Here is a 24656-nt window from a genome sequence, read left to right on the forward strand (position 1 = left end):
TTCAATAAAATACAAGTAATAAAATTATTATAGCATATGTTACATATAAGTAAAACAATGGAAAAGAAAATATTTTATTAATGGATATATTTGATTTAAAAAATGTATTGATTTTTTATAAATAATGCTTTAACATTAAGTTACATAGATTTCGAAAATGAGAGAGAGGTATTTTTGTGAGTGTCTAGTATTTAAAATAGTAATTAAATATTAATCTTAAAAATTTGGGTAGTATATACCTTTATTTGTTGTGGGATTAATTAAAACTATTAAAGATACAAGTCCACGAAATTTACCTTAGGATAGCTATAGCTATCTCTGTTAATGGCAAGTTTAAAGCTGTGGGAGTATCCATGGCTTTTTTTATTTTGGAAATCTATGAAGGATTTCATGGACTTAATAATAAGTAAAGGAATCGTGAAAATGAATATTAGTACATTGGAAAAATTACATTATAATAAAATAAAAGAAATTATTAAATCTTATTGTGTAAGTGGATTAGGAAGAGAGTTACTAGATAAACTTCAACCTAGTAATAATATTAAGCAAGTGAAAAGAATGTTAGAGGAAACATCTGAAGGTAGAAACCTTATTGATGCTTCTTATCACATGCCATTAAAGGGAATATTTAATATTGCTCCTTTGATAGATAAGATTGAAAAAGGCTCAGTGCTTGAACCATCAGAGCTAACAACAATAGATAATTTTTTGCGTGGATGCAGAAAGGTTAAAATTTTTATAGAAGATAAAGAAGGATATGCGCCAACTTTAAGTGCTTATGGTAAAAGTATCACAGAATTAAAATATATTGAAGAGGAAATAGAGACTTCAATTAAAGGAAGCATAGTGGATTCTAATGCTAGTAAAGAACTTAAGAGAATTAGACGACATATAGAAAGTTGTGAAGAAAAGATAAAAGAAAGGTTAGATAAGTTTATAAGAAGTAGTGCCAATAAAGAATATATTCAAGAATTTTTTATAAGTCAAAGGAATGGTAGATATACAATTCCTATAAAAGCTTCCTATAAGAATCAAGTTCAAGGATCTATTGTAGAAGTGTCTTCTAAAGGGACTACTGTATTTATAGAGCCAAGTTCTGTATCAAAGTATACTACGGAGTTAACTACACTAAAATCAGAAGAGGCCATGGAAGAGTATAGAATACTTGCAACATTAACTGATATGATATTTGAGAGGATTAAAGAGTTAAAGATAAATATAGAAGTCATTGCAGAATATGATATGATTATAGCAAAAGCAAAATATAGTAAAGATATAGATGGAATACAGCCAATTCTAAATAATCATGGATATATAAATATAATTAAGGGTAGATATCCATTAATTAAAAATGCCGTTCCGCTAGATTTTAATATAGGGGATGATTATAGAACCTTGATTATAACTGGACCTAATGCAGGGGGGAAGACAGTGGTGTTAAAGACAGTGGGACTTCTTACATTAGCTACGCAAAGTGGATTTCATATAGGTGCTGAATCAGGAAGCGAAATAGCCATATTTGAGAAAATATTTGTGGATATTGGAGACGATCAAAGTGTGGAAAACGCTTTAAGTACATTTTCATCTCATGTTAAGAATCTTAGTGGAATTTTAAAGGAGAGTAATAAAAATACCCTTCTTCTTTTGGATGAGATAGGAAGTGGTACAGAACCTAATGAAGGAGCAGCACTTGCTATTGCGATACTAGAGGAGTTTTATCATAAAGGATGCATTACCATAGCATCTACTCATTATGGAGAGATTAAGAACTTTTCTCAGAATCATCCTGATTTTGAAAATGCAGCCATGGAATTCCAAAGAGAGACCTTAGATCCACTATATAAGATTTCTATTGGGAAGAGTGGAAATAGTAATGCCCTTTATATTTCAAAAAAAATGGGTATAGCTGATAAAATAATAGATAGAACAAGAAAATATATTGAAACTAAAAGTTATAACTATGAATTGTTAAGAGATAGCAAGATTAATAGAAATAAAGAAGTTGATAATTATAGTGAAGAATCCTATAACTATGAAAAAGGTGATAGGGTTATTGTTCTAGATAAGAAGTTACCAGGGGTTGTATATAAAGAAAAAGATGAATTTAATAATATAATTGTATTTTTAGATGGTGATTTTATTGAAGTGAATTATAAGAGGTTAAAGCTAGAGGTTAGTGCTACAGAGTTATATCCTGAAGGTTATGACTTAAATCAGATTTTTATAGCTTATAAGGAAAGAAAGTTAGAACATGATATAGAAAGAGGTTCTAAAAAAGCACTTAAAAAAATTAGAAAGGAATCCCAAAAGGGAATTTGTGAACAATAAGTAACCTTTGTATTCTTATAGAAAATATTGTCCATAATATAAAAAGATTTTGTTAATTAGTGGAGGAAATTATGGCAATAGAAAAAAGTTTAATTGAAGGATTTTTAAAACAGTTTGATACAGTTCCTTTTTCGGTAAAATATAAGGACGAAGGGAAATTTATTATAGGTGAAGGTGAACCTAAGTTTAAGATAGTTATAAGAAAATTACCTAATAAAACTGATTTGCTAAAAAGTACTTCTCTCGCTTTAGGAGAAGCTTATATGAATGGAGATATAGATTTAATAGAAGGAGATCTATACTATGCTCTTGATACGCTATTAAGTAACATAGATAAGTTTACCTTAGATATAAAAGGTCTTAAAAAGCTACTGCATACTTCTACTTCTTTAAAGCATCAAAAGGAGGAGGTATGTTCTCATTATGATATAGGAAACGATTTTTATAAGTTATGGCTTGATAAAACCATGAGTTACTCTTGCGCTTACTTTAAAAATGATAATGATACATTAGAAGAAGCTCAGATGAATAAAATATATCATATACTTAATAAGCTTAATTTAAAGGAAGGTATGAGCTTATTAGATATTGGATGTGGTTGGGGGTATTTATTAGTAGAAGCTGCTAAAAAATATAAAATCCATGGCGTTGGTATAACCCTTAGTGAAGAACAATATAAGGGGTTTTCAGAGCTAATTGAGAAGGAAAACCTAAGGGAGTATCTACAAGTTAAGCTTTTAGACTATAGAAAATTAAAGGATTCAGGTATGACCTTTGATAGAGTAGTTAGTGTTGGTATGATTGAGCATGTTGGAAGAGAAAATTACAGTTTATTCTTTGATAATGTAAGTAAAGTATTAAATCCTAAAGGTGAGTTTTTATTACACTATATAAGTAGTATCCATGAATCTCAAGGAGACCCATGGATTAAAAAATACATCTTTCCAGGCGGTGTAATTCCTAGTATAAGAGAAATAATGGATACTGCTTGTGAGCATAAGTTTTGTACTATAGATGTAGAAAGTTTAAGACTTCATTACAAGAAAACATTGCTTTATTGGTATAAAAATTTTCAAGATAATATAGATGAAATTAAAAAATTGGTAGATGAAAGATTTATAAGAATGTGGGAAATATATTTATGTTCTTGTGCGGCTTCATTTAATAATGGAGTTGTAGATTTACATCAAATGCTATTTACTAAAGGAGCTAAAAACGATCTACCACCTACAAGAGAATATATGGATAAATAATTTTAAAGAATAAAACGGCCAAGTATATCCTGGTCGTTTTGTTTTTAAAAATTTTAATAATACTATGAATAATTTGATTTCTTTTAGAGAAAGATTTAATTTTTTATAATGTGAGTTTCTATAATTTGAAGTTCTTTAATCAATTCTTGTCTAACAAAACCCTTTGTATTTACTGTGTCAGAGGTTATAAGGCGTACTTCGTACCATAAGGTTTCTAAAGCTTCAACTCCATCAAGAATTGCTACCCTTGAGTTAGATGGGATGGAGCGGAGTATAGGACTATTACTGAGAGGTGAGATATAAAGAGAGCACCGTTTTATTGTTTCACCAGTATTAAATCTAATAGGTCTAGAGTAAACTTTTAAAGTTTCATTTGGCTTATTAATAGTGTTTAATTGAGATGTTAAACTATTATTTTGTTTTGTTAGAACCCTTACTTGAATATTTTGTTTGTTATATTTATCATTTAAAAGATAATATAAAATTCCTAATCCACCAGAGGTAAGAAGTAGGACATAAATGAAAAAAGTTTTTATCACGAATGTACCTCCATAAAAGAGTTTGGTAGTATAAATATATTCCTTTTATTTATGAAATAGACTTAGTAAAATTAATAAGTAATATTAATAAAACTAGTAAAAGTTTAGTGATATAATTCTATGTGAGGAGTTGATGAATAAATGGCTAATACTAAAACTAATGTGATGAGGATACTAGATAATAGTAATATAAATTATAATATATATACATATGAGGTTAAGGATAGTGCTGTAGATGGAATATCAGTAGCCAATAAACTTGGAGTAGCAGTAGAGAATGTATTTAAGACTCTTGTTACAAAAGGCCATAGTGGAGATTTTTATGTATTCGTAGTTCCTGTGGCAAAGGAACTGAATCTTAAGGCGGCGGCAAAGCGTGTAGGAGAAAAGTCAGTAGAAATGATAAAAGTTAGTGATATGCTTAAGATAACGGGATATATTAGAGGTGGATGCTCGCCTATAGGTATGAAGAAAAATTATAATACTGTAATTGATGATTCATCCCTGAATCTAGATAAAATCATTGTAAGTGGTGGTAAAATTGGATTTCAAGTAGAAATAGGACCAAGGGATTTAATTCAGCTGATAAATGCTGAAACCGGTCCTATTGTGAATTAAAATATACATAAAAGAAATAAAGGTTGTCCTAGAAGATAATTTAATTCTTACTAAGACTACCTTTAATTATTATATAGCTAAAGAAAAACTAACATAATCTAATATAAAATCATCAGCTAAAGCTTTCATGTCATTGTGCTGCTCTAGGGAATGTTCATCATATACGCCTATAACCTTCATACCAGCTTTTTTAGCACCTTGAATGGCTGGAAGTAAGTCTTCAAAAACCATGCACTTATCAGGAGAAACACCTAATTTATTTGCTGCTAGAAGATATACATCTGGAAAATCTTTTCCCCTTTTTACCTCATTAGTTAAGGCTATTGTATCAAAATATTCATATATTCCATTAGCTTTTAAGCAAGCTTCTAAAAGTAAAGTGTTATTGCTAGTAGCCAATGCAATTTTTATATTATTTTCTTTAAGTAGGTTAAAAAATTCTTTAACACCAGGCTTTAGTTTCACTTTATTACAGTAAGCTTCATAAGCCATGTCATTCCAATGCTCTTTAATTTCTTCTAAGGTATAAGGTAAATTAAAGGAATTCTTAAAGTAAATAGCTACTTCATTAAAGCTAAGATGAGCAATGTCATTATTTAATGATGGAGGCACATCTAAATTATGTTTAGCTAGGTATTCCGTATCGATTTTATTCCATACCCACATAGAATCAACTATAGTACCATCCATATCAAAAATTGCAGCGTCTATATTTTTAAACATATATTATCACCCCCGCATATTAACATAACAAATAAAACTTTTAATGTAAAGAGTAATGAATATAATGTGGAAACTACCTTTTACTACTAATAAAAAAGTAATAAGAAAGAATGTAATAAAATTAAAAACATATAATGTATTAGTAAAATAAAGGGGGGAAACTATGGATCTTTTAGGTAAGTTTTGGGGGGTTATTTCGGTTATATTTACTTTAGGAGCATTGTCAAGAGTAGTATCTTTAGGGTTTTATAATAAGTTTATTAAAGGTTTGTCAAAGAAAAAACATAGAGGCATAATAAATAAAACTATTAACATAAATAATGTTTTAGAAGAAAACCATGGGGTGTTTGGAGTGGGTGCATTTATTTCTTCAATAATTCATATGTTAATAATGAATTATAAGGAAAGTTTTTCTTTTTGGGGAATTGCAACCTTTGTGTGTGTTTTAATAATGGTAGCTACTGGAATTATAAATAAATTTATTTATAGAGATAAGAGGGGCCAAATAAGAAAGTTTCATACAACTATAATATTAATATATATTGTTTCTTTAGTAATGCATATAATTTTCACCAAATGATATATTATTAAAAAAAGACATTGTTCTTATAGCAGATTTAAGGTCTAGTTACAAAACACTATCTTCCTATAGTAAATAAAAACATATATAGTAAAATAAAAAGGAACATGACATTCATGTTCCTTTTGGTCGGGGTGACAGGGATTGAACCTGCGACCTCATGGTCCCAAACCACGCGCGCTCCCATCTGCGCCACACCCCGCCGACAAAAATTATTATATGATATATTTAATAGGTTGTCAACATATTTTATGCAAAAAGTTTTGCGATATTATATATTATTTTTAAAAGACCAATAAAAGGTATTATAAAATCAGTATATTGTAAATAATAAAAGATGTTACTGAATACAAAAAGTTTAATATATATTTACATAATATTATTGTCATTAAAAAAAGGAGGAGTACAAAAGATGAAGGAATATAGGTTTAGTGAGGCTTCTAAAAGATATATGAGAAAGCAATTGTCTAATAGTATACTTTTATCGAGTCTTTTACTCATAATTACAATAGGATTATTTATAAGGAACAATCTTTTTTATGGGAGATTTTTATTAGTGTTTTTTATAGTAGGATTAATAGTTACAGGTCTTGTTACTAAAAAAGTAAGAAGCATTGATGAGCTTAAATATATAAAAGTATATAAAGATAAATTTTGTATAAATAACAATATGAATGAAAAACCAAAAACTCTTTATTTTAGAGATGTAAATAAAGCAATGAGGGATAATAAAGGGATTATATTTTACGTGGGGAAAAGGGATTATAGAATATTATCTAGTTTTTTAGAGCAAAGTGAAGTTGATGAACTTTGGAAGAAGTTTTCCAGGTATAAATAGATATATTTACTATAATTAAATTCTATAGATTAGATTATGAGCATAGGTATATATTATTCTTAAATTAAGGGGGAGCATAAATGAATAAAATGAATCTTGCTACTTTAGGAGTAATTATATTAGTTATTTTGGGATTAGTGTGGATTATATGCTTTGATAATATTGATAATAGTAGCCATGAAATAATTAATAAAGAAAGAGAAATTATAAATTATGATGAGATAAAGGGAATTTGGTTATCTTATTTAGATTTATCAGCTATGCTTAAGGGGAAAAATGAAAATGAATTTAGAAAAAATATATCACAAGCAATAGATAATGTAGAATCTATGGGGTTGAATACTTTAATTGTACATGTAAGACCTTTTTCTGATGCCTTATATCAATCTAAATATTATCCATGGTCTATATATTGTTCGGGCATAGAAGGTAATGCTCCGGGATATGATCCTCTTCAAGTTATTATAGAGGAAGCTCATTTAAGAAATATAAGAGTAGAGGCTTGGATTAATCCCTATAGAGTTAGAAGTGATAGTGTTAAGTTGCCACTGTCTTTGGAGAATCCTGCTAGCAAATGGATAAAAGATGGTAGTGATAATATAATAAAATGTAATGGTGGAATATATTATAATCCTGCCAAAGAAGAAGTTAGGCAACTTATAGTGAATGGAGTAAAAGAAATAGTGGAGAACTATGAAGTTGATGGAATACATTTTGATGATTATTTTTATCCATCTAGTGATGTGTCTATAGATAGTAAAGCTTATGGCGAGTATACAAGTTCAGGAGGAGATTTAGATTTAGAGAGTTGGAGACGTGAAAATGTTAATATTCTCGTAAGGCAGGTTTATTCAATTGTTAAAGAGATAAGCCCAGAGGTAGTCTTTGGAATAAGTCCACAAGGCTCTATGGATAATAACTATAATAGCCAATTTATTGATGTGAAGAAGTGGATTCAAAACCCTGGATATATTGATTATATTTGTCCACAAATATATTATGGCTTTTTAAATGATAATAGCAATTTTCAACAAGTTATTGAAGAGTTTGATAGTCTTGTTGCTGAATCTACAGTAAATTTATATATAGGTTTATCTGTATATAAAGTTGGTAGTGAAGATACTTGGGCAGGTAATGGAAAGGATGAGTGGAGAAATAGTACAGATATATTAAAAAGACAGGTGGAAGCTTCAAGAAAGTTAAAGAAGTACAAAGGAATATTACTATTTAGGTATGACTCTTTGTTTAATCCATCATCAAATGTAAAAAGTCAGATACAACAGGAGAGATCAAATTTAAAATCTTTATTTAAGTAAAAAAAGAAAGGGGTGACTATTTATAAGTCACCTCTATAGTTTTTTCTATACTTCCTATGCCACCAACTTTTATTAAATAGTCATTATTAATAGCTTCACCCGTGCAGATGATTTCACTTGGATTATTCATGTAATAACCTTGTTCGCAACATATGGTTAGTTTATCTTTAAAATCAAGTATGTTATGTTTCATTATGTATGCACATAATGCGCCATTAGATGTGCCAGTAGCACTTTCTTCATCGATACCTACACTAGGACCGAAATTTCTAGTTGCAACAGTGCTTTTAGAATTTTCAGTTTCTAAAGAGAAGGCATGAAGACCTACTAAATTTAAGTTATCTGTGTATTCTTTTAGGCCTTGAAAATCTGGATTTATTCTTTTTAGAGCATTTAGAGATTTAACTGGGAACATTATATCTTTAAGCCCTGTAGAAATTATCATAGGTCTTAATGCATGACCTTGGATTCCAGCATCTTCTAAGGTTATTCCTAATATATCACAAAGTTCTTTTACATCATCAATATATGAATAGAACTTAGGATTAGTTTGAGTCATAAGCACATAGGCAATTTTTTCATTATCAAAATAAATTTCTATGTCTAAAATACCGGCAAGAGTTTTTTGTTTTAATTTTACTGGACTTGTACTTGGTTTGATAAAGCCTAATTTAGCTAAGGTATAGAAAGTGGCGATGGTAGCATGACCACATAAATCAACTTCTGTTGAAGGGGTAAAAAATCTAACCTCATAGTCATAATCGTCACATTTTGATTTTATCACAAAGGCAGTTTCGGAAAGTTTTACTTCTTTTGCGATAGCTGCCATGTCATTAGAGGATAAGTCATCACAATCAATAACTACACCAGCCTTGTTTCCACCCATATCATTGTGAGTAAAGGCATTAACTATGTACACAGTTTTATTAAAGTTTGATTTCATTTTGTCACCTCGTTTATATATTAAAAATATAGCTATCTTAATTAAAGGATAGCTATATTAATTGGTATAAGATAAAATTAATTAGCTAGATACATTTCACCAACAACATTTATATCTCCAGCACCTACGGTAATAATAAGATCACCATCTTTGGCCTTTGATTTTAAGTGATTAACTATTTCTTCAAAGCTATGATAGTTTATTGCATCAACTCCTGTAAGTCTTATAGCATCGCCTAACTTTACTGAGTTAACAATTCCAGTATCTTTTTCACGAGCAGCGTATATATCTGCTAATAATAAATGCTTTACTCCATTGAAGGTTCTTACAAAGTCATCAAAAAGAGTTATAGTTCGAGTGTAGGTATGAGGTTGAAATACCACATATAAATCTTTATGAGGATAATTTTTACAAGCACTAAGAGTAGCTTGAATTTCTGTTGGATGATGAGCATAGTCATCTATTACAGTAACACCATTTTTAGAACCCTTAAATTCAAATCTTCTATGAGTTCCTCCAAAATTAGATAATCCTTTAATTATAGATTCATTAGAAATGTTAAGAGCTAAGGATGTACATATAGCAGCTAAAGAGTTAAGCACATTATGTTCTCCAGGCACATTTAAGGCTATAGGAAATAACATATGGTCATTTTTATATAAATCATAAGAACCACAACCAAGAGAATTATAAGTTATATTTTTAGCTTTATACTCACCATTATTTATTCCGTAAGTCATTATAGTACATTTATGATTATTTAATATATCAGAAACGTTACTATCATCACTATTGCATACAAGGAAACCATCATCTGGTATGATATCTATAAATTTATTAAAAGTATCTTTTATGTGATTTATATCCTTATAAAAATCTAAATGGTCTGCATCTACATTTAATATAATTCCTATATAAGGATGAAATTTTAAGAAAGATCCTTTATACTCACAAGCTTCAGTAACAAAGTAATCACTATTTCCAGCAAGAACATTACCCTCTATAACATCTAATTCTCCACCTACTAATATGGTAGGATCCACTTGTTCTTTAATTACAATGTGGGCAAGCATTGAAGTTGTGGTTGTTTTGCCATGAGTACCAGCAACAGCTACATTATATTTATGGCCAAGCATAATTCTGCCTAAGAATTCAGCTCTATCCATCATAGGAAGGTTTAGTTCAATTGCCTTTTGAAACTCAGGATTATCATCACTGATAGCAGCAGTGTATACTACTAAATCTGAATCCTGTATGTTATCTGCACTGTGTCCTATATATATATATGCACCTTTATTTCTAAGTTTTTCAACCATATTTGAATTTTTCATATCTGAACCAGATACAGTATATCCGTTTTTAAGTAGAATCTCAGCAAGACCACTCATACTAATGCCACCAATACCAATAAAGTGAACTTTTTTATTTTTATCTTGTAAAAAATCAAAACTCATATAATAACAACTCCTATATAAAATATAATACTACATTCATGAATTTGTATATTAAAACATAGTTATAGATCAACCTAATAACCATTGTATGTGTATAAAAATAAATGAATACCTAATATAAATTATATACAAAAATCTATATAAAAAACACATATATTTTAGAAAGCTTCGTAAATTATATATCTATAGGAAAAATGAATGAAAATATCCAAAAAATTTAAAAGAAAATTCAGAAAAAGGCTTTTCGGATAGAAATAAATATGTTAAAATAAAAACAAAGTTAGAGATGGTTTTTAAGTATAATAACTAATTATATTTATTAAGTATCTAAGTGGAAATAATAGATGTTTTCTAAGTGTATGTATATTTAATATCAATTACAATAACTACTAGGCCATAAGGCTAGTAGAAATTTTCTGGAGGAGTGTGTTAAAATGTTAACAATTGGTCTGAGAGAATATGTAAATTGGCAACTGAATATTAATGGTGAAGAAGAGGATAAAATGCTCAATACTTGTGAAGAGAATGATATCATGGGTATGGAGTTTGAATATTTATTGTGGCAATTTAGCTTGTAAATTGCCAAATCTATTTTAAAGTCCCTATAATAATCGTGAAAAAGTCCTTAGTTTAGACTAAGGACTTTTTTTATTATGTAATTATGTTAAAAAGTTGTGCTGTAAGTTTTGTAATTTGCAAAGAGTATTAACAATGGAGAAGATGATTACTCCAGCTAAGTTAGAAGTGATATTATCTTTATCAAATCTAGGTGCCACTTCACATATATCAAAGGTTATAACCCTATTTGACTTTAAAATATGTTTAAGTAGTTTTATAACTATTTCTGGGTTTAGACCTAAGGTTTGCGTAGAACTAACCCCTGGTGCAAAAGAGGCAGAAAATACATCTGAGCAAATAGTTACATATATATAATCTTGGTTTCTCATAAAGGTATTTAGCTCTCTTAAAAGTTGCCAACCATCACTATATAGGATGTCTTTCGCAAGGGTGTATTGAACACCTAGTTTTTTAGCGGTTTTAAATAGATCCACTGTATTGCTGTGCTGTTGTATCCCAATACAGAAATAGGAGAAATCCATGTTTTTATCATGACAAATATCAGAGATTTGTTTAAACATAGTTCCAGAACTTCCCTCGTTATTATATGGTCTAAGATCGAAGTGAGCATCAAAATTTATAATTCCGATTCGAGGTTTACAAGATATTTTATCCAGATGAGATAGAGCCCCATTATAGTTCCCAAAGGCTGTCTCATGTCCTCCTCCTAGAACTATAGGAAAAATATTCAGATCTAGTAACTTAGACACGCAGTCGCTTAAAAGCTTTTGCCCTTCAGCAAGAGAAATGTCCTCAACTATGATATCTCCGGCATCAAAAATTTTTACCGATTGATTAAAAGTACAAGGTAGATTTGAAAGCTCTTTTCTGATGGATATAGGACCATTCATGGCACCTATACGACCTTTATTTTTTTTTACACCTTCATGGCAACAAAAGCCTAAAAGTGCAAAATTTAGTCCATCAAGAGGCTCAAGATCATCTCTTCGAAGATCAAGAGGTGTTATCCATTGATGCCATCTAAAAGCATCAAAATTATCGTCACTGTCTATTCTTCCTTGCCATAAGTTTTCGTTCATAGGTTCATAGTTTTTAATAAACATAAAATCACCCCACAAGTAACTTCTTAGTAGTATTATACGTTTTCAGTATAAGTCAAAGGAGAGATATTATCAATGTTATATGTAAAATAGTAGTTATATTTTATTTGTTTTTGAATATACATATTTAAAGATAAAGAGATATGCAGTGAATTAAAAGGTATTGATAATAATTTTTAGTAATGAAATAAAATAATATTGACAATTGAACGTATGTTCGATATCATGTAAATATGAGAACAGATATGGGGGTTAAAGAATGGGAAACAAAGATTTATTCATTGAGTTAAAGTATAAGGCAGATGGGCAAGGACTTGAAGGTATAAATTTTTTAGAAGATGATAAAGAAATAGGTGGTCAGAAATACATGCTTTGTGGTGGAGTTTTAAATAAGAATGGAGGAAAACTTTTATTTAAAGCTAGAAATATACAAGAAGCTAATGAATTTACAAAAAGGAATCCTTTGACTTCGAAAATGGTGGCATGTAGTTGATAGATATTATAAAATAATATTGAAATTAAAGGCTATTTCAAAATGAAGATTTATTTAATCTTTATTTTGAAGTAGCTCTTTTTATTTACAATGAGGATATTTTTTTGCTAATTAATCTGTGATTAACATAAAAGATGAATTTATATTGTTTTAAATAGTATATTAAAGAAAATAAAAAAAGTAATTGTAATATAGTAATAAAACAGATAGAATAAAGGTGAATAATAAAGGCAAAAATAAAGATAAAATTCGGAAAGGTATAGTTTGTATGGAGAAAATTAAGCATAAATTTAATAGAAACCAAAGGGTTATTGGTATAACAAAAGTTTTAACAGAAAATCCTAATAAGGTTATAACTTTAAATTTATTTACAGAGAAATTCAATGCAGCAAAATCTACTATTAGTGAAGATATTGTTATAGTTAGAGAAGTAATAGAAGGTTTATCCATGGGAAAGATAGAAACAGTAGCAGGTGCTGCAGGTGGAATAAGATTTATAAATGAAAAATCAAATGAAGATAGAAAACAGTTTTTAGAAGATTTGTGTGAAGCACTAAGACAGCAATCTAGAGTTGTTCCGGGTAATTTTCTATATATAACAGATATAGCATATAATCCAAGTATTATTCAAAATTCAGCAATAATATTAGCTAGTAAATTTAAAGATATGAACGTGGATTATGTAGTTACAATAGAAACTAAAGGTATTCCATTAGGTTATGAGGTTGCAAAACAATTAGGAGTTCAGCTTGTTACAGTACGTCATGATACTAAGTATACAGAAGGTACTACAGTAAGCATAAATTATGCTTCTGGTTCAAGCAATAGACTTCAAACTATGACATTATCAACAAAGTCTATGAAGAGAAGTAGCAGATGTGTATTTGTAGATGACTTTATGAGAGGTGGAGGAACTGCAAAGGGAATTAAAGAGCTTTTAAGTGAATTTGATAGTGAATTATTAGGTAGTGGTTTTTTAATAGATAATGTAGAAGTTAAGGATAAGCTGGTAGATGATTATATTTCATTAGTAAATTTTTATGGTATTGGAGAAGATGGAATTGCGATTGTTAGTCCATCTAGTGAAAAAAACGAATAAGTTACAAAAAAATATGGAAAATGTTTCGACAAATAGAAGGATTTACAATGCATTAGTAGAATAATACATGAAAGCACATCTTGGAGGTGGAATTTCATGATAATTACAGACGTTAGAATTAGAAAAATTACCACAGAAGGAAAAATGAAAGCTATAGTATCTATAACTTTAGATAATGAATTCGTGGTTCATGACATCAAGATAATTGAGGGTCAAAGTGGTAATTTTATAGCTATGCCTAGTAGAAGAACTCCTGATGGAGAATTTAAGGATATAGCTCACCCAATTAATACAGAAACAAGAGAGAAAATTCAAAAATCTATACTTGACGAGTATGAAAAAGTAAAAAATGAAGAGCAAGTAGAAGATGAAATAGTCTAATTATAAAAAGGAGCGTAGCACTCCTTTTTATTTTGTGTATCGTTAATAGTATATCGTTAATATATATTTTCATGTAAAAAATATACTTTGGTTGAAAAAGTGTAACAGTTTCAATATAATAGTATAGAAGTAGTATATAAAAATAATAAATATGATAGATTAATATTGAAAATTTAATAAATATTAGTTTTAAATTATTATAGAATAATTTATCAGGAAAGACTAATTACATTTTAAATGAAGAGGTGTATGAATTGTATAAATGTGCTATAATCCTTGCTGCTGGCGAAGGTAAAAGAATGAAATCTAATACTCCTAAGGTTCTACACAAAGTTTGTGGAAAAGAAATGATAAACCATGTTATAGATAATATAAGAAAGTCCGGAGTAGAAGAAGTAAGTGTGGTTATTGGAAAAGGTGCTGATAAAGTTAGAAAAGGCACTGAAAGTAGAAATATTTTCTACTCAGTTCAAGAAGAACAATTAGGTACTGGGCATGCAGTAATGTGTGCAGAAGAATTTTTAAAAGGTAAAAAAGGTTCAGTATCTATATTTGTTGGAGATGGGCCTCTAATAACAGAAGAAACAGTTACAAAGCTTACTAAATATCATGAAGAACAAAAATGTAGTGCTACAATATTGACATCTATAATGAGTGACCCTCTAAAGTATGGAAGAATAATTAGAAATTCTCAAGGAGAAGTAGAGAAAATTGTAGAGTTTAAGGATTGTAATGAAGAAGAAGTAAAAGTTAATGAAATTAACTCAGGGATGTATTGTTTTGATATAGACATATTATTAAATACCTTAGGTAAACTTAATAATAATAATAATCAAGGTGAGTACTATTTAACAGATGTAATAGAAATATTAAAAAATGAAGGTAAGAAAGTTGGAGCTATTGCTGTTGATGTAGAAGAAATTACAGCAGTAAATTCAAAGGTAGAGCTTTCTGTTGCTAATGATATAATGAGAAGTAGAATAAATAGAAACCATATGGATAATGGTGTTATAATTATGGACCCTAGAAGCACCTATATAGAATGTGATGTAATTATAGGTCAAGATACGGTTGTATATCCAGGGAATATCATAGAAGGAACTACGGTAGTTGGTGAAAATTGCGTATTATACTCAAATAACAGAATAACTAATAGTATAATTGGTGATGATGTAACTGTAGAAAATTCTGTAGTATTAAACAGTAAGATTGGAAATAATACTACAGTTGGACCTTTTGCGTATATAAGACCAGAAACAACTATAGGTGAAAATGCAAGGATAGGCGATTTTGTTGAAATTAAAAAATCATCAATAGGTGACGGAACTAAGGTATCTCACTTAACTTACATAGGAGATGCAGAAGTGGGAGAAAAATGTAATTTTGGGTGTGGAACTGTTGTAGTAAATTATGATGGAAAAGCAAAATATAAAACTACAATTGGAAACAATGTATTTATAGGATGTAATACTAACTTAGTATCACCAGTTGAGGTAGAAGATAATACTTATATTGCAGCTGGATCAACAATAACCGAGAAAATACCAGAGGGCTCCTTAGCTATAGCAAGAGCTAGGCAAATAAATAAAGAGAACTGGGTATATGATAAAAATAAAAACAAATAAAATTTTAGGAGGACTACATAAATGATAAGCCATGGAAGAAACATTAAAATCTTTGCAGGAAACTCATATCCAGAATTAGCTGCTGATATTGCAAACCGCTTAGGGCTTTCTGTTGGAGAAAGTCAAGTTACTACTTTTAGTGATGGTGAGATTGCGGTAAATATTGGAGAAACTGTTAGAGGACTGGACGTATTTGTTATACAGCCAACTAGTGCCCCAGTAAACAATAATTTAATGGAACTTTTAATTATGATTGATGCACTTAAGAGAGCATCAGCAGGAAGAATAACGGCGGTTATTCCTTACTATGGATATGCACGTCAAGACAGAAAGGCAAAGGCAAGAGATCCAATTACAGCAAAATTAGTTGCTGATTTAATTACAGCAGCAGGAGCAGATAGAGTTTTAACTATGGACTTACATGCAGCTCAAATACAAGGATATTTCAATATTCCAGTTGATAATTTAGTGGGTTCACCAATACTAAGTGATTACTTTATAGAAAAAGGATTTAAAGATTGTGATGATGTAGTTGTAGTTTCACCAGATCTTGGTAGTGTTACAAGAGCAAGAAAGTTTGCTGATAAACTAAACGCTCCAATAGCTATTATAGATAAGAGAAGACCAAAGGCTAATGTAGCTGAAGTTATGAATATAATCGGTGAAGTAAAAGGTAAAAAGGTTATACTAATAGATGATATGATAGACACAGCTGGAACTATTTGTAATGGTGCTAATGCTTTAGTTAAAATGGGTGCTACTGAAGTATATGCTTGTTGTTCACATGCTGTACTTTCTGGTCCAGCCATAGAAAGACTAGAAGCATCGGTGATAAAAGAGCTAGTTATGCTTGATAGTATTCATCTACCACAAGAAAAAATGCTTGATAAGATAAAAATATTATCTATAGCACCGTTATTTGCAGAAGCTATTAGAAGAATATATGAAGAAGTTTCTGTAAGCAAGCTTTTTGATGAATAATATTAAATATTATATGTATTCATAATAAGTTTGGACAGTAATTTGGTTTTATTTAGGGGAGGAAGTTTTTCTTCCCCTATTTTTAGTATAAAAAGGAATGTTTTCACCATAACTTTATAAATATTTTGTTAAAAATATTAATTTTAATGAGAAAATACTTGGACTTAAAGTTATTGTTATATAATATTATAAAAGATATTATGTAGAAATTATATTCGTAAATTAAATAAAATATCTTAAGTATTTAGGAGGGATATCAATGGAAGGTAATTTAGGAAAGATATTAGTTGTTGATGATGATAAAAATATATGTGAAGTAATAAAGATGTATTTGGAGAATTCAGGATACCATGTTAAGGTGGCCAATGACGGAAGAGAGGCTCAAGAAGCATTTACTAGTTATAAACCTGATTTAGTGCTTTTAGATGTTATGTTACCATACCTGGATGGCATAGATGTGCTAAAGTGGATAAGAAGGGATAATGAAACACCAGTTATAATGATAACTGCAAAAGGAGAAACTTTTGATAAAGTTTTAGGACTTGAGCTTGGAGCAGATGATTATATAGTAAAACCCTTTGAACCTAAGGAACTTATGGCTAGAGTTAAGGCTGTTCTAAGAAGATATACTGCAGAGGGTGATAGTAAAGAAACATTAACCTTTGATAATTTAGTTATAGATATAAATTCATATAATGTAACATACATGGGACATGAAATTAAAATGCCACCTAAAGAGTTTGAATTATTACACTTCTTAGCAAGTAATAAAAACAGAGTATTTACAAGAGAACAACTGCTTTGTGAAGTGTGGGGATATGATTATCCAGGAGATTCAAGAACTGTAGATGTTCATGTGAAGAGATTAAGAGAAAAAGTATCAGGAGGAGATAATTGGCAGTTAGAAACTGTTTGGGGAGTTGGATATAAATTTGAGGTGAAATAGATGGTGAAAAATAGCTTATTTTCTAAAATGGTTGTTACTTACACCATTATAATTACAGTAAGTTTTACTATTTTAGCTGCATTTCTTTCCTTTTGGTTTCAAGATTATTTTATAAAGACGAGACAAAGTGATCTTACTAGACAGGCAGATATAATTGAAGGTATTGCAACAAAATATTTAACTGGGGCATCATCATATGAAGAATTAACTACAAATATAAAGTTTATATCAACATATATAAATGATGATATAGTTCTCGTAGATAGTAATGGATATGTTTATTCAGTTACTAACATTAAATATACTCCACTCATAGGGAAACAGATTTTTCATGATGATTTGGAAAATATAAACAATAGTGATTATATAGATGCTTTTAATGAGTATGGAGTTTATATGGATGAGAAAGTATACGTTATGATGAAAGTTGTAAAAGATGCTAAAGGGCAATCTATGGGAGCCACTTTATTTAGTGTATCAACAGATATTTTAGATAAATCACTTTCTAATGTTTATCAAATTATTTGGTTATCTGCAGTTTTCGCTGTAATTGCTTCTTGTATCGTAATTTATTATTTTTCTCAAAAGATGATAGTTAATCCGTTATCAGAAATGAGTGGGGTTGCAAGAAAAATAGCTCAAGGAGATGTAGATAAAAGAGTTGAAATTCATTCTGATGATGAAATGGAGGAGTTTGCAAATGCATTTAATGTGATGGCAGACTCGCTACAAAAGGTAGAACAAAATAGAAAAGAGTTTATTTCAAATGTTTCTCATGAGTTAAGATCTCCAATGACATCTATAAAAGGATTTATAGGTGGAATTTTAGATGGAGTAGTTCCTGATGAAAAGCATAAGTATTATCTAAATATAGCCTATGAAGAAATACAAAGATTAACAAGACTTATTAATGATTTACTTGATTTATCAGCAGTGGAATCGGGTACTTATAAGCTGGAGAAGGTACCTGTGGACATTAATGAAATAGTGAGAATATGCATATTGAGAAATGAAAATAGAATAAGAAATAAAAATTTGGATGTACAGGTATTTTTTGAAGGAAGTGAACTCTGGGTACTTACAGATGGAGATAAAATAACACAAGTTATAACTAATCTTTTAGATAATGCTATTAAATATGGAAAAGAAGATGGATTGATACAAATATCCTGTAGAAAAAAAGGTAAGAAGGCTAATATATCAATTTTTAATGAGGGATCTAATATAGATGAAGAAGATATTAAACATATCTGGGAAAGATTCTATAAAGTTGATAAATCAAGAACACAAAAAGTGAGTACAGGATTAGGGCTCTCTATAGTTAAAAAGATTGTTAGCTTACATGATGAAGAAATATGGGCGTGTAATAAAGAAAATGGAGTTGAATTTATATTTACTTTACAATTAGCAAAGAAGAGTATGTAATAATCTTAAGAAGCTAAGAGGAAGGAGGCTATTATGAGCAATTTTAATGATGATTATAAGGATGTTAAAGCAAAAATAACCTTTAACAAAATTAAGAAAAGACGTAAAGGTAAAATTGTTGCAATTACTATATTTTGCTTATTTGTAGCCTCCTTAGGTGGGGCTGTTACAGCTTTAGTGGTAAACACTGAAAACGAAAATTATTATGTTCAAGGTAATAATAAAGACGAAGAAGTTAATACCACTAATTCAAAGCTTCAATCAGCTGCTCACAAAGCAGCCCAATCTGTTGTTTCAGTTATTAAGGTTATTGCAGATGATAAGTGTATAAAAGAAACTAATGTAGGAGTAGGCGTTGTCATAGAAAATGGACAATATGTTATAACTAGCTATTTAGGTATTGAGGATGCAACCAGTGTTAAAGTGAAGTTACACAATGACATTGTATATAATGCATCTATAATAGGATTTGATAGTATTTATGATATTGCTATGATTAAAATAAATGGAGATGCATTACAACCTATGACTATAGCTAAGAATTCTACTAAGATTGAAAAGGGAGATAGAGTTATTAGTGTAGGAAATCCTCTGGGTAAATCTTTTAATGAAAATATAGAGGTAAGTACGGTGTTAAATACTAGAGAAAATATAGTATTTAAAAATAGAGAAACTAAAGTAGCTGAGTCTTTAAGAATGATAAAGACTTCAGTTATTCCTAAGTTTATCAATACTGGAGCAGCTTTATGTAATTTGGATGGAGAACTTATAGGAGTAAATAATACTACTATGACATATCACAATGAATTTTTAAAAAATAGTTTTTATATTTCCGCAGAGGATCTAGAGCCTATTACCTATGGAATTTTAGATAAGCAAGATTCTCTTATTAACCATATGGGAGTTTATGGGGAAGAGGCTATTTCCCAAAGTGAAAATGGTATTGATGGAGTATATGCAAAGGAAGTTACAAGAAATGGTTTAGCTTATGAAGCTGGAATTAGGCCAACAGATATAATTGTTGAAGTGAATGGTATGAAAGTTAATACTGTCAGTGACATAAATTCTATAATGAGTAAATTTAAAAGTGGAGAGACAATAAAATATAAAGTATTCAAAAATGGTGATTATGTTGACTTTAAAATAAAGATTTCAGAGTAATATATAAAAAGTAGCATTTAGGGATGCTACTTTTATTTTATTTTAGGTAAAACTTCTAGTATAATAGTCAAAGAAGATTATTTTTATGTTAAGAGATATTATGTTATAGAATATATTGGAGGTAATTATGTATTTAGTTGTGGGATTAGGAAATCCGGGAGATAGATATGATAAAACAAGACATAATGTAGGGTTTGATGTAGTTGATATGTGTGAAAAAAAGTATAACTTTAGTATAAATAGGACAAAATTTAAAGGAGTATACGGTGAGAGTAGTATAGCCAATGAAAAGGTTATATTTTTAAAACCTCAAACTTATATGAATTTAAGTGGAGAAAGCGTTAGAAGTATAATAGACTTTTATAAAATACCAGTAGAAAATATTATAGTTATATACGATGATATTAGTCTAGAAGTTGGAAGACTTAGAATAAAGGGAAAAGGAAGTGCAGGCGGTCACAATGGTATTAAGAATATAATTTCTCATTTAGGTACTGATAGTTTTTCAAGGATTAAAGTTGGAATTGGAGAGCCAGCCTATGATTTAGTTGAGTTTGTTACAGGAAGATTCTCTAATGAAGATAGAGAGATTATTGAAAAATCTTTTGAGGCAGCAGTGGATGCAGTATCAGTGATCATAAATGAAGGAATTAATCAAGCAATGAATAAATTTAATTCTTTTAATGCAGGAAAGTAGTAAATAGTTTAAGAGGTGATATTTTGAGACTAAAAGGAGTAATGACACCTTTAAAGTTAAGTAGTGAATATAGAGATATAAAGAGATATATAAATGAGGAAAAGTATCCATTAGGCATACATGGTCTTTCGGAATCTGGTAAGAGCTACTTGCTATATGGTGTTTATGAAGATATAGAAAAAAGTATGCTAGTGCTAACTCATAATGACATGGAAGCTAAAAACATATATGAAGATCTTAGCTTTTATTGTAATGATGTATATTATTTTCCTACGAGGGAGGTAACTTTTTACAATGTAGAAGCTGTATCAGGGGACTTGAGATGGGAGAGGCTGAAAGTATTAAATAAGATTCTTCATGAGGGAAAATGTATTGTTGTAACTTCTATCGAGGCTTTAGCAGCATCCTATGCTCCTGTAGAGCTATTCAAGAAATTTTCATTTGAAATTTCTTTAGAAAGTACCATAGACATAAGAGAGTTGAGCGAAAAACTTGTACAATGTGGTTACGAAAGGTGTAGTGTTGTAGAAAACATAGGTCAATTTTCAGTTAGAGGGGGGATTATAGATGTTTATCCTCCTATTAGTAGCATGCCATTTAGGATTGAGCTTTTTGATGATGAAGTTGATTCCATAAGAACTTTTAATAAAGACAATCAAAGAAGTATAGATAAAGTAGATAAAGTAGAAATATTTCCAGCTAAAGAGATAATTCTTACAGAAGGGGTTATAAATCTTGCAAAAGAAGAAATTAGAAAGGAATTAGATGGAGCTATATCAAGATTTAATAAATCTAAAGATAAGGATGCTTTAGAAAGAATAAATTCTACGGTTAAGACAAATTTGGAGAGTCTTGAAGAAACTTGGACCTTTGAAACTATTGATAGCTATATTCCTTATTTTTATAAAAATAAAACTACATTTTTAGACTACTTTAAGGATAGTTTAGTTGTAGTGGATGATGTAAATAGGGCTATGGGTAAGTTGGATAGTGTATACTTTGAATTTGAAGAGAATTATGAAAATTTTCTAAGTAGAGGTAACATTTTACCGAAACAAGGAGAACTACTAATACCTAAAGAAATGATTGGAGAAATTTTAGAAGTGAGTAAAACTATAACTTTACAGAGTTTAGGAACTGCTTCTAATGCATTAAAACCAAGAAATTTAATAGCATTTTCTCAGATTACAATTCATGATTATCATGGACAGTTAGACATGCTTATTGAAGATATAATAGAGAAAAAGAAAAAAGGATATAGAACTTTAATTTTATCTGGTACAAGAACAAGGGGAGAAAGATTAATTGACACTTTAAGAGATAGAGGGATAGAAGCTACTTATAAAGACCTAGTTTCTAGCATTCAGCAAGGGGAAGTAGTGGTGACCTTTGGAAGTTCTATTAAAGGATTTGAGTATCCTGATTTAAAGGTATGTGTTATATCAGACTCCGAAGTTTTCGGTCAATCTAAGAGGAAAGCCACAAGAAGAACTACTAAAAAAGGTGCAGGAAAAATAAAAAGCTTTACTGATTTAAAGCTTGGTGATTATGTGGTACATGTGAACCATGGAGTTGGTGTATATAAGGGTATTAATCAATTAGATGTACAGGGAAATAAAAAAGATTATTTGGTTTTAGAATATAATTCAGGAGATACTTTATATGTCCCTGTAGAGCAATTAGATTTAGTACAAAAATATATTGGCAGTGAAGGCAAATCACCCAAAATAAATAAATTAGGTGGAAGTGAATGGGCAAAGGCTAGAAGTAAAGTAAAAAAATCTGTTGAAGATATTGCTGAAGATTTGGTTAAGCTTTATGCTATCAGAAATACTTTAAAGGGGCATAAATATGCCAAGGACACCCCTTGGCAAAGTCAGTTTGAAGGAGAATTTCCATATGAGGAAACCCCGGATCAGTTAACTGCAATTGAAGATATTAAAAAAGATATGGAAAGCGATAAACCTATGGATAGGCTTCTTTGTGGGGATGTTGGATATGGGAAAACCGAGGTTGCGCTTAGAGCTGCCTTTAAGTGTGTTATGGATGGAAAACAGGTAGCTATATTAGTACCTACTACAATACTAGCAGAGCAACACTATAAAAATATGTTAAAAAGGTTTTCAGATTTTCCTATTAAAATAGGAATGATTAGCAGATTTAGAACTGCGTCTCAAGTTAAAGAAACTTTAAATGCTCTAAGAGAAGGAAATTTAGATATTATAGTAGGTACTCATAAGTTGCTTCAAAAGAGTGTGGTATTTAAGGATCTAGGTTTATTAATTGTAGACGAAGAGCAAAGATTTGGGGTTAGTCACAAGGAGAAGATTAAGGAAATAAAGAAAAACATAGATGTATTAACTTTAAGTGCTACTCCTATTCCTAGAACCCTACACATGTCTTTAACAGGAGTTAGGGATATAAGTATAATAGAAACTCCTCCTGAAGAAAGATATCCTATTCAAACTTACGTTGTAGAATTTAATGATCAACTTATAAGAGATGCAATAATTAGGGAAATGAACAGGGGAGGACAAGTATTTTTTGTATATAATAGGGTTGAAACTATAAGTGATATGGCAACATATTTGCAAAAGTTGGTCCCAGAAGCTAGAGTTGCTATAGGTCATGGTCAGATGACCGAAAGAGAATTGGAAAAGGTAATTATAGATTTTGTAGATAAAAAATACGATATACTTTTAAGTACAACTATAGTAGAGACTGGTATAGACATTCAGAATGCAAATACTATGATAATAGCAAATGCAGATAAGATGGGATTATCTCAACTATATCAATTAAGGGGAAGAGTAGGGAGAACCAATAGAATAGCATATGCTTACTTTACTTATACTAAGGATAAGGTTTTAACAGAGGTTGCAGAAAAAAGATTAAAGGCAATAAAAGACTTTACAGAATTAGGCTCAGGATTAAAGATAGCTATGAGAGATTTAGAAATAAGAGGTGCAGGGAATATAATGGGAGCAGCTCAATGTGGTCATATGTCTGCTGTTGGATATGACTTATATTGCAGAATGCTTGAAGATGCAGTAAGCATTGTAAAAGGTGAAGTAGATAAGGAACCTATTGAAACTACAGTAGATATGAAAATTGATGCATATATTCCTAGTAACTATATACAGGATGAAACTCAAAAAATTCAAGTATATAAAAAGATTGCATCTATTGAATCCTATGAGCATATGTTAGAGGTTATTGAGGAGATTGAAGATAGATACTCTAATATTCCAGAAAGTGTTTATAATTTAATGAATATAGCTTATTTAAAGGCAATTGCTAGAGAAATTGGGGTTTTAGAGATAAAGGATACTGGAATTCAAGTACAGATAACCTTTAAAGACAAGTCATACTTAACTTCTGAAATGGTAAAATATATACTAGACAATTATAAGAGACAAATCACATTTAAAATGGGAGATGTTCCAGTTCTAGTGTATAAGAGTAAGGATATTAATAAAAAGGAGCTATTAGATATACTTATAAATATTATTAAGGATTTATCAACAATGAGTAAATAGATTTAGCTACTATTTATTTAATAGTATTTTTATGGTAA

At 29.8% G+C, this 24656-nt stretch carries 22 protein-coding genes and 1 tRNA gene; 17 read left to right on the plus strand and 6 right to left on the minus strand.

The features are described 5' to 3' along the window. The first annotated feature begins 423 nt into the window (after positions 1-423). Together B3Z56_RS15020 and B3Z56_RS15025 are read left to right on the plus strand one after the other, a co-directional pair. Positions 424-2328: an endonuclease MutS2 gene (locus B3Z56_RS15020; RefSeq protein WP_346848873.1), complete on the plus strand. Its 1905-nt coding sequence runs from the start codon at positions 424-426 to the stop codon at positions 2326-2328. Positions 2329-2399: 71 nt separating this feature from the next. After that, entirely contained in the window at positions 2400-3581 is a 1182-nt protein-coding gene (locus B3Z56_RS15025) for a cyclopropane-fatty-acyl-phospholipid synthase family protein (RefSeq protein WP_346848826.1), read from the plus strand. A gap of 95 nt (positions 3582-3676) precedes the next feature. On the opposite strand, the gene B3Z56_RS15030 is transcribed toward B3Z56_RS15025, so the two are convergent. Next, on the minus strand, positions 3677-4120 hold the full coding sequence (locus B3Z56_RS15030; RefSeq protein ID WP_346848827.1) for a hypothetical protein: 444 nt from the start codon (positions 4118-4120) through the stop codon (positions 3677-3679). Between the two features lie 141 nt (positions 4121-4261). On the opposite strand from B3Z56_RS15030, the gene ybaK reads away from it, so the two are divergent. Then, a complete protein-coding gene (gene ybaK, locus B3Z56_RS15035; protein WP_346876353.1) occupies positions 4262-4738 on the plus strand; it encodes a Cys-tRNA(Pro) deacylase in 477 nt (158 codons plus the stop codon). 69 nt (positions 4739-4807) lie between these two features. Here ybaK and B3Z56_RS15040 read toward each other — a convergent pair whose 3' ends face one another. After that, positions 4808-5461 carry an HAD family phosphatase gene (locus tag B3Z56_RS15040; protein WP_346848829.1) on the minus strand — a complete coding sequence of 218 codons (654 nt, stop codon included), beginning with the start codon at positions 5459-5461 and terminating at the stop codon, positions 4808-4810. Between the two features lie 163 nt (positions 5462-5624). On the opposite strand from B3Z56_RS15040, the gene B3Z56_RS15045 reads away from it, so the two are divergent. Then, the gene (locus B3Z56_RS15045) at positions 5625-6041 is read left to right on the plus strand and encodes a hypothetical protein (RefSeq protein WP_346848830.1); all 417 of its coding nucleotides are present in this window, start codon (positions 5625-5627) and stop codon (positions 6039-6041) included. Between the two features lie 126 nt (positions 6042-6167). On the opposite strand, the gene B3Z56_RS15050 is transcribed toward B3Z56_RS15045, so the two are convergent. Next, positions 6168-6243 (minus strand) — tRNA-Pro (locus B3Z56_RS15050). Positions 6244-6453: 210 nt separating this feature from the next. Between B3Z56_RS15050 and B3Z56_RS15055 the strand changes: the two genes are divergently transcribed. Both B3Z56_RS15055 and B3Z56_RS15060 read left to right on the plus strand, forming a co-directional pair. Further along, entirely contained in the window at positions 6454-6879 is a 426-nt protein-coding gene (locus B3Z56_RS15055; RefSeq protein WP_035132531.1) for a hypothetical protein, read from the plus strand. An 80-nt stretch (positions 6880-6959) separates the two neighbouring features. Further along, a complete protein-coding gene (locus B3Z56_RS15060) occupies positions 6960-8195 on the plus strand; it encodes a glycoside hydrolase family 10 protein (RefSeq protein ID WP_346848832.1) in 1236 nt (411 codons plus the stop codon). A 16-nt stretch (positions 8196-8211) separates the two neighbouring features. Here B3Z56_RS15060 and B3Z56_RS15065 read toward each other — a convergent pair whose 3' ends face one another. Further along, on the minus strand, positions 8212-9138 hold the full coding sequence (locus B3Z56_RS15065) for a PhzF family phenazine biosynthesis protein (protein WP_346876355.1): 927 nt from the start codon (positions 9136-9138) through the stop codon (positions 8212-8214). A 77-nt stretch (positions 9139-9215) separates the two neighbouring features. Further along, positions 9216-10592, minus strand: coding sequence for a UDP-N-acetylmuramate--L-alanine ligase (murC, locus tag B3Z56_RS15070; protein WP_346879122.1), 1377 nt, complete (start codon positions 10590-10592; stop codon positions 9216-9218). 434 nt (positions 10593-11026) lie between these two features. Between murC and B3Z56_RS15075 the strand changes: the two genes are divergently transcribed. Then, positions 11027-11170, plus strand: coding sequence for a hypothetical protein (locus B3Z56_RS15075; protein ID WP_156964321.1), 144 nt, complete (start codon positions 11027-11029; stop codon positions 11168-11170). A gap of 81 nt (positions 11171-11251) precedes the next feature. Here the strand turns inward: B3Z56_RS15075 and hutG are convergent, their stop codons facing one another. Beyond that, complete coding sequence (hutG, locus tag B3Z56_RS15080) at positions 11252-12274, minus strand: formimidoylglutamase (protein WP_346848835.1); 1023 nt, start codon at positions 12272-12274, stop codon at positions 11252-11254. A 256-nt stretch (positions 12275-12530) separates the two neighbouring features. Between hutG and B3Z56_RS15085 the strand changes: the two genes are divergently transcribed. From B3Z56_RS15085 to mfd, 10 genes are all read left to right on the plus strand, one after another. Next, the gene (locus tag B3Z56_RS15085; protein WP_346848836.1) at positions 12531-12764 is read left to right on the plus strand and encodes a hypothetical protein; all 234 of its coding nucleotides are present in this window, start codon (positions 12531-12533) and stop codon (positions 12762-12764) included. A 268-nt stretch (positions 12765-13032) separates the two neighbouring features. Continuing rightward, positions 13033-13863 (plus strand): pur operon repressor, encoded by an 831-nt coding sequence (gene purR, locus B3Z56_RS15090; protein WP_035132520.1) that lies wholly within the window; start codon positions 13033-13035, stop codon positions 13861-13863. Positions 13864-13959: 96 nt separating this feature from the next. Next, complete coding sequence (spoVG, locus tag B3Z56_RS15095) at positions 13960-14244, plus strand: septation regulator SpoVG (protein WP_035132518.1); 285 nt, start codon at positions 13960-13962, stop codon at positions 14242-14244. Between the two features lie 254 nt (positions 14245-14498). Further along, positions 14499-15869, plus strand: coding sequence for a bifunctional UDP-N-acetylglucosamine diphosphorylase/glucosamine-1-phosphate N-acetyltransferase GlmU (gene glmU / locus B3Z56_RS15100; protein ID WP_346876356.1), 1371 nt, complete (start codon positions 14499-14501; stop codon positions 15867-15869). Between the two features lie 21 nt (positions 15870-15890). Beyond that, positions 15891-16850: a ribose-phosphate diphosphokinase gene (locus B3Z56_RS15105; RefSeq protein ID WP_035132514.1), complete on the plus strand. Its 960-nt coding sequence runs from the start codon at positions 15891-15893 to the stop codon at positions 16848-16850. Positions 16851-17109: 259 nt separating this feature from the next. Next, entirely contained in the window at positions 17110-17796 is a 687-nt protein-coding gene (locus B3Z56_RS15110) for a response regulator transcription factor (protein WP_346876357.1), read from the plus strand. A 3-nt stretch (positions 17797-17799) separates the two neighbouring features. Then, positions 17800-19221, plus strand: a complete 1422-nt coding sequence (locus B3Z56_RS15115) for a HAMP domain-containing sensor histidine kinase (protein WP_346848874.1) — start codon at positions 17800-17802, stop codon at positions 19219-19221. A 33-nt stretch (positions 19222-19254) separates the two neighbouring features. Beyond that, the gene (locus B3Z56_RS15120) at positions 19255-20382 is read left to right on the plus strand and encodes a S1C family serine protease (RefSeq protein WP_346848839.1); all 1128 of its coding nucleotides are present in this window, start codon (positions 19255-19257) and stop codon (positions 20380-20382) included. 127 nt (positions 20383-20509) lie between these two features. Continuing rightward, positions 20510-21079, plus strand: a complete 570-nt coding sequence (gene pth, locus B3Z56_RS15125; protein WP_346848840.1) for an aminoacyl-tRNA hydrolase — start codon at positions 20510-20512, stop codon at positions 21077-21079. A gap of 23 nt (positions 21080-21102) precedes the next feature. Next, positions 21103-24618 carry a transcription-repair coupling factor gene (mfd, locus tag B3Z56_RS15130; protein ID WP_346876358.1) on the plus strand — a complete coding sequence of 1172 codons (3516 nt, stop codon included), beginning with the start codon at positions 21103-21105 and terminating at the stop codon, positions 24616-24618. The last annotated feature ends 38 nt before the right edge of the window (positions 24619-24656 follow it).

The organism is Clostridium sp. UBA7791 (genome assembly GCF_002480755.1).
GTDB classification, from domain to species: Bacteria; Bacillota; Clostridia; order Clostridiales; family Clostridiaceae; genus Clostridium_J; species Clostridium_J sulfidigenes.

What these genes read in the sequence shown, in the direction of transcription:
- B3Z56_RS15020 (WP_346848873.1), top strand. Translation starts at nt 424, where the DNA reads ATGAATATTAGTACATTGGAAAAATTACATTATAATAAAATAAAAGAA.
- B3Z56_RS15025 (WP_346848826.1), top strand. Translation starts at nt 2,400, where the DNA reads ATGGCAATAGAAAAAAGTTTAATTGAAGGATTTTTAAAACAGTTTGAT.
- ybaK (WP_346876353.1), top strand. Translation starts at nt 4,262, where the DNA reads ATGGCTAATACTAAAACTAATGTGATGAGGATACTAGATAATAGTAAT.
- B3Z56_RS15040 (WP_346848829.1), bottom strand. Translation starts at nt 5,461, where the DNA reads ATGTTTAAAAATATAGACGCTGCAATTTTTGATATGGATGGTACTATA.
- B3Z56_RS15045 (WP_346848830.1), top strand. Translation starts at nt 5,625, where the DNA reads ATGGATCTTTTAGGTAAGTTTTGGGGGGTTATTTCGGTTATATTTACT.
- B3Z56_RS15055 (WP_035132531.1), top strand. Translation starts at nt 6,454, where the DNA reads ATGAAGGAATATAGGTTTAGTGAGGCTTCTAAAAGATATATGAGAAAG.
- B3Z56_RS15060 (WP_346848832.1), top strand. Translation starts at nt 6,960, where the DNA reads ATGAATAAAATGAATCTTGCTACTTTAGGAGTAATTATATTAGTTATT.
- B3Z56_RS15065 (WP_346876355.1), bottom strand. Translation starts at nt 9,138, where the DNA reads ATGAAATCAAACTTTAATAAAACTGTGTACATAGTTAATGCCTTTACT.
- murC (WP_346879122.1), bottom strand. Translation starts at nt 10,592, where the DNA reads ATGAGTTTTGATTTTTTACAAGATAAAAATAAAAAAGTTCACTTTATT.
- B3Z56_RS15075 (WP_156964321.1), top strand. Translation starts at nt 11,027, where the DNA reads ATGTTAACAATTGGTCTGAGAGAATATGTAAATTGGCAACTGAATATT.
- hutG (WP_346848835.1), bottom strand. Translation starts at nt 12,274, where the DNA reads ATGTTTATTAAAAACTATGAACCTATGAACGAAAACTTATGGCAAGGA.
- B3Z56_RS15085 (WP_346848836.1), top strand. Translation starts at nt 12,531, where the DNA reads ATGGGAAACAAAGATTTATTCATTGAGTTAAAGTATAAGGCAGATGGG.
- purR (WP_035132520.1), top strand. Translation starts at nt 13,033, where the DNA reads ATGGAGAAAATTAAGCATAAATTTAATAGAAACCAAAGGGTTATTGGT.
- spoVG (WP_035132518.1), top strand. Translation starts at nt 13,960, where the DNA reads ATGATAATTACAGACGTTAGAATTAGAAAAATTACCACAGAAGGAAAA.
- B3Z56_RS15105 (WP_035132514.1), top strand. Translation starts at nt 15,891, where the DNA reads ATGATAAGCCATGGAAGAAACATTAAAATCTTTGCAGGAAACTCATAT.
- B3Z56_RS15110 (WP_346876357.1), top strand. Translation starts at nt 17,110, where the DNA reads ATGGAAGGTAATTTAGGAAAGATATTAGTTGTTGATGATGATAAAAAT.
- B3Z56_RS15120 (WP_346848839.1), top strand. Translation starts at nt 19,255, where the DNA reads ATGAGCAATTTTAATGATGATTATAAGGATGTTAAAGCAAAAATAACC.
- pth (WP_346848840.1), top strand. Translation starts at nt 20,510, where the DNA reads ATGTATTTAGTTGTGGGATTAGGAAATCCGGGAGATAGATATGATAAA.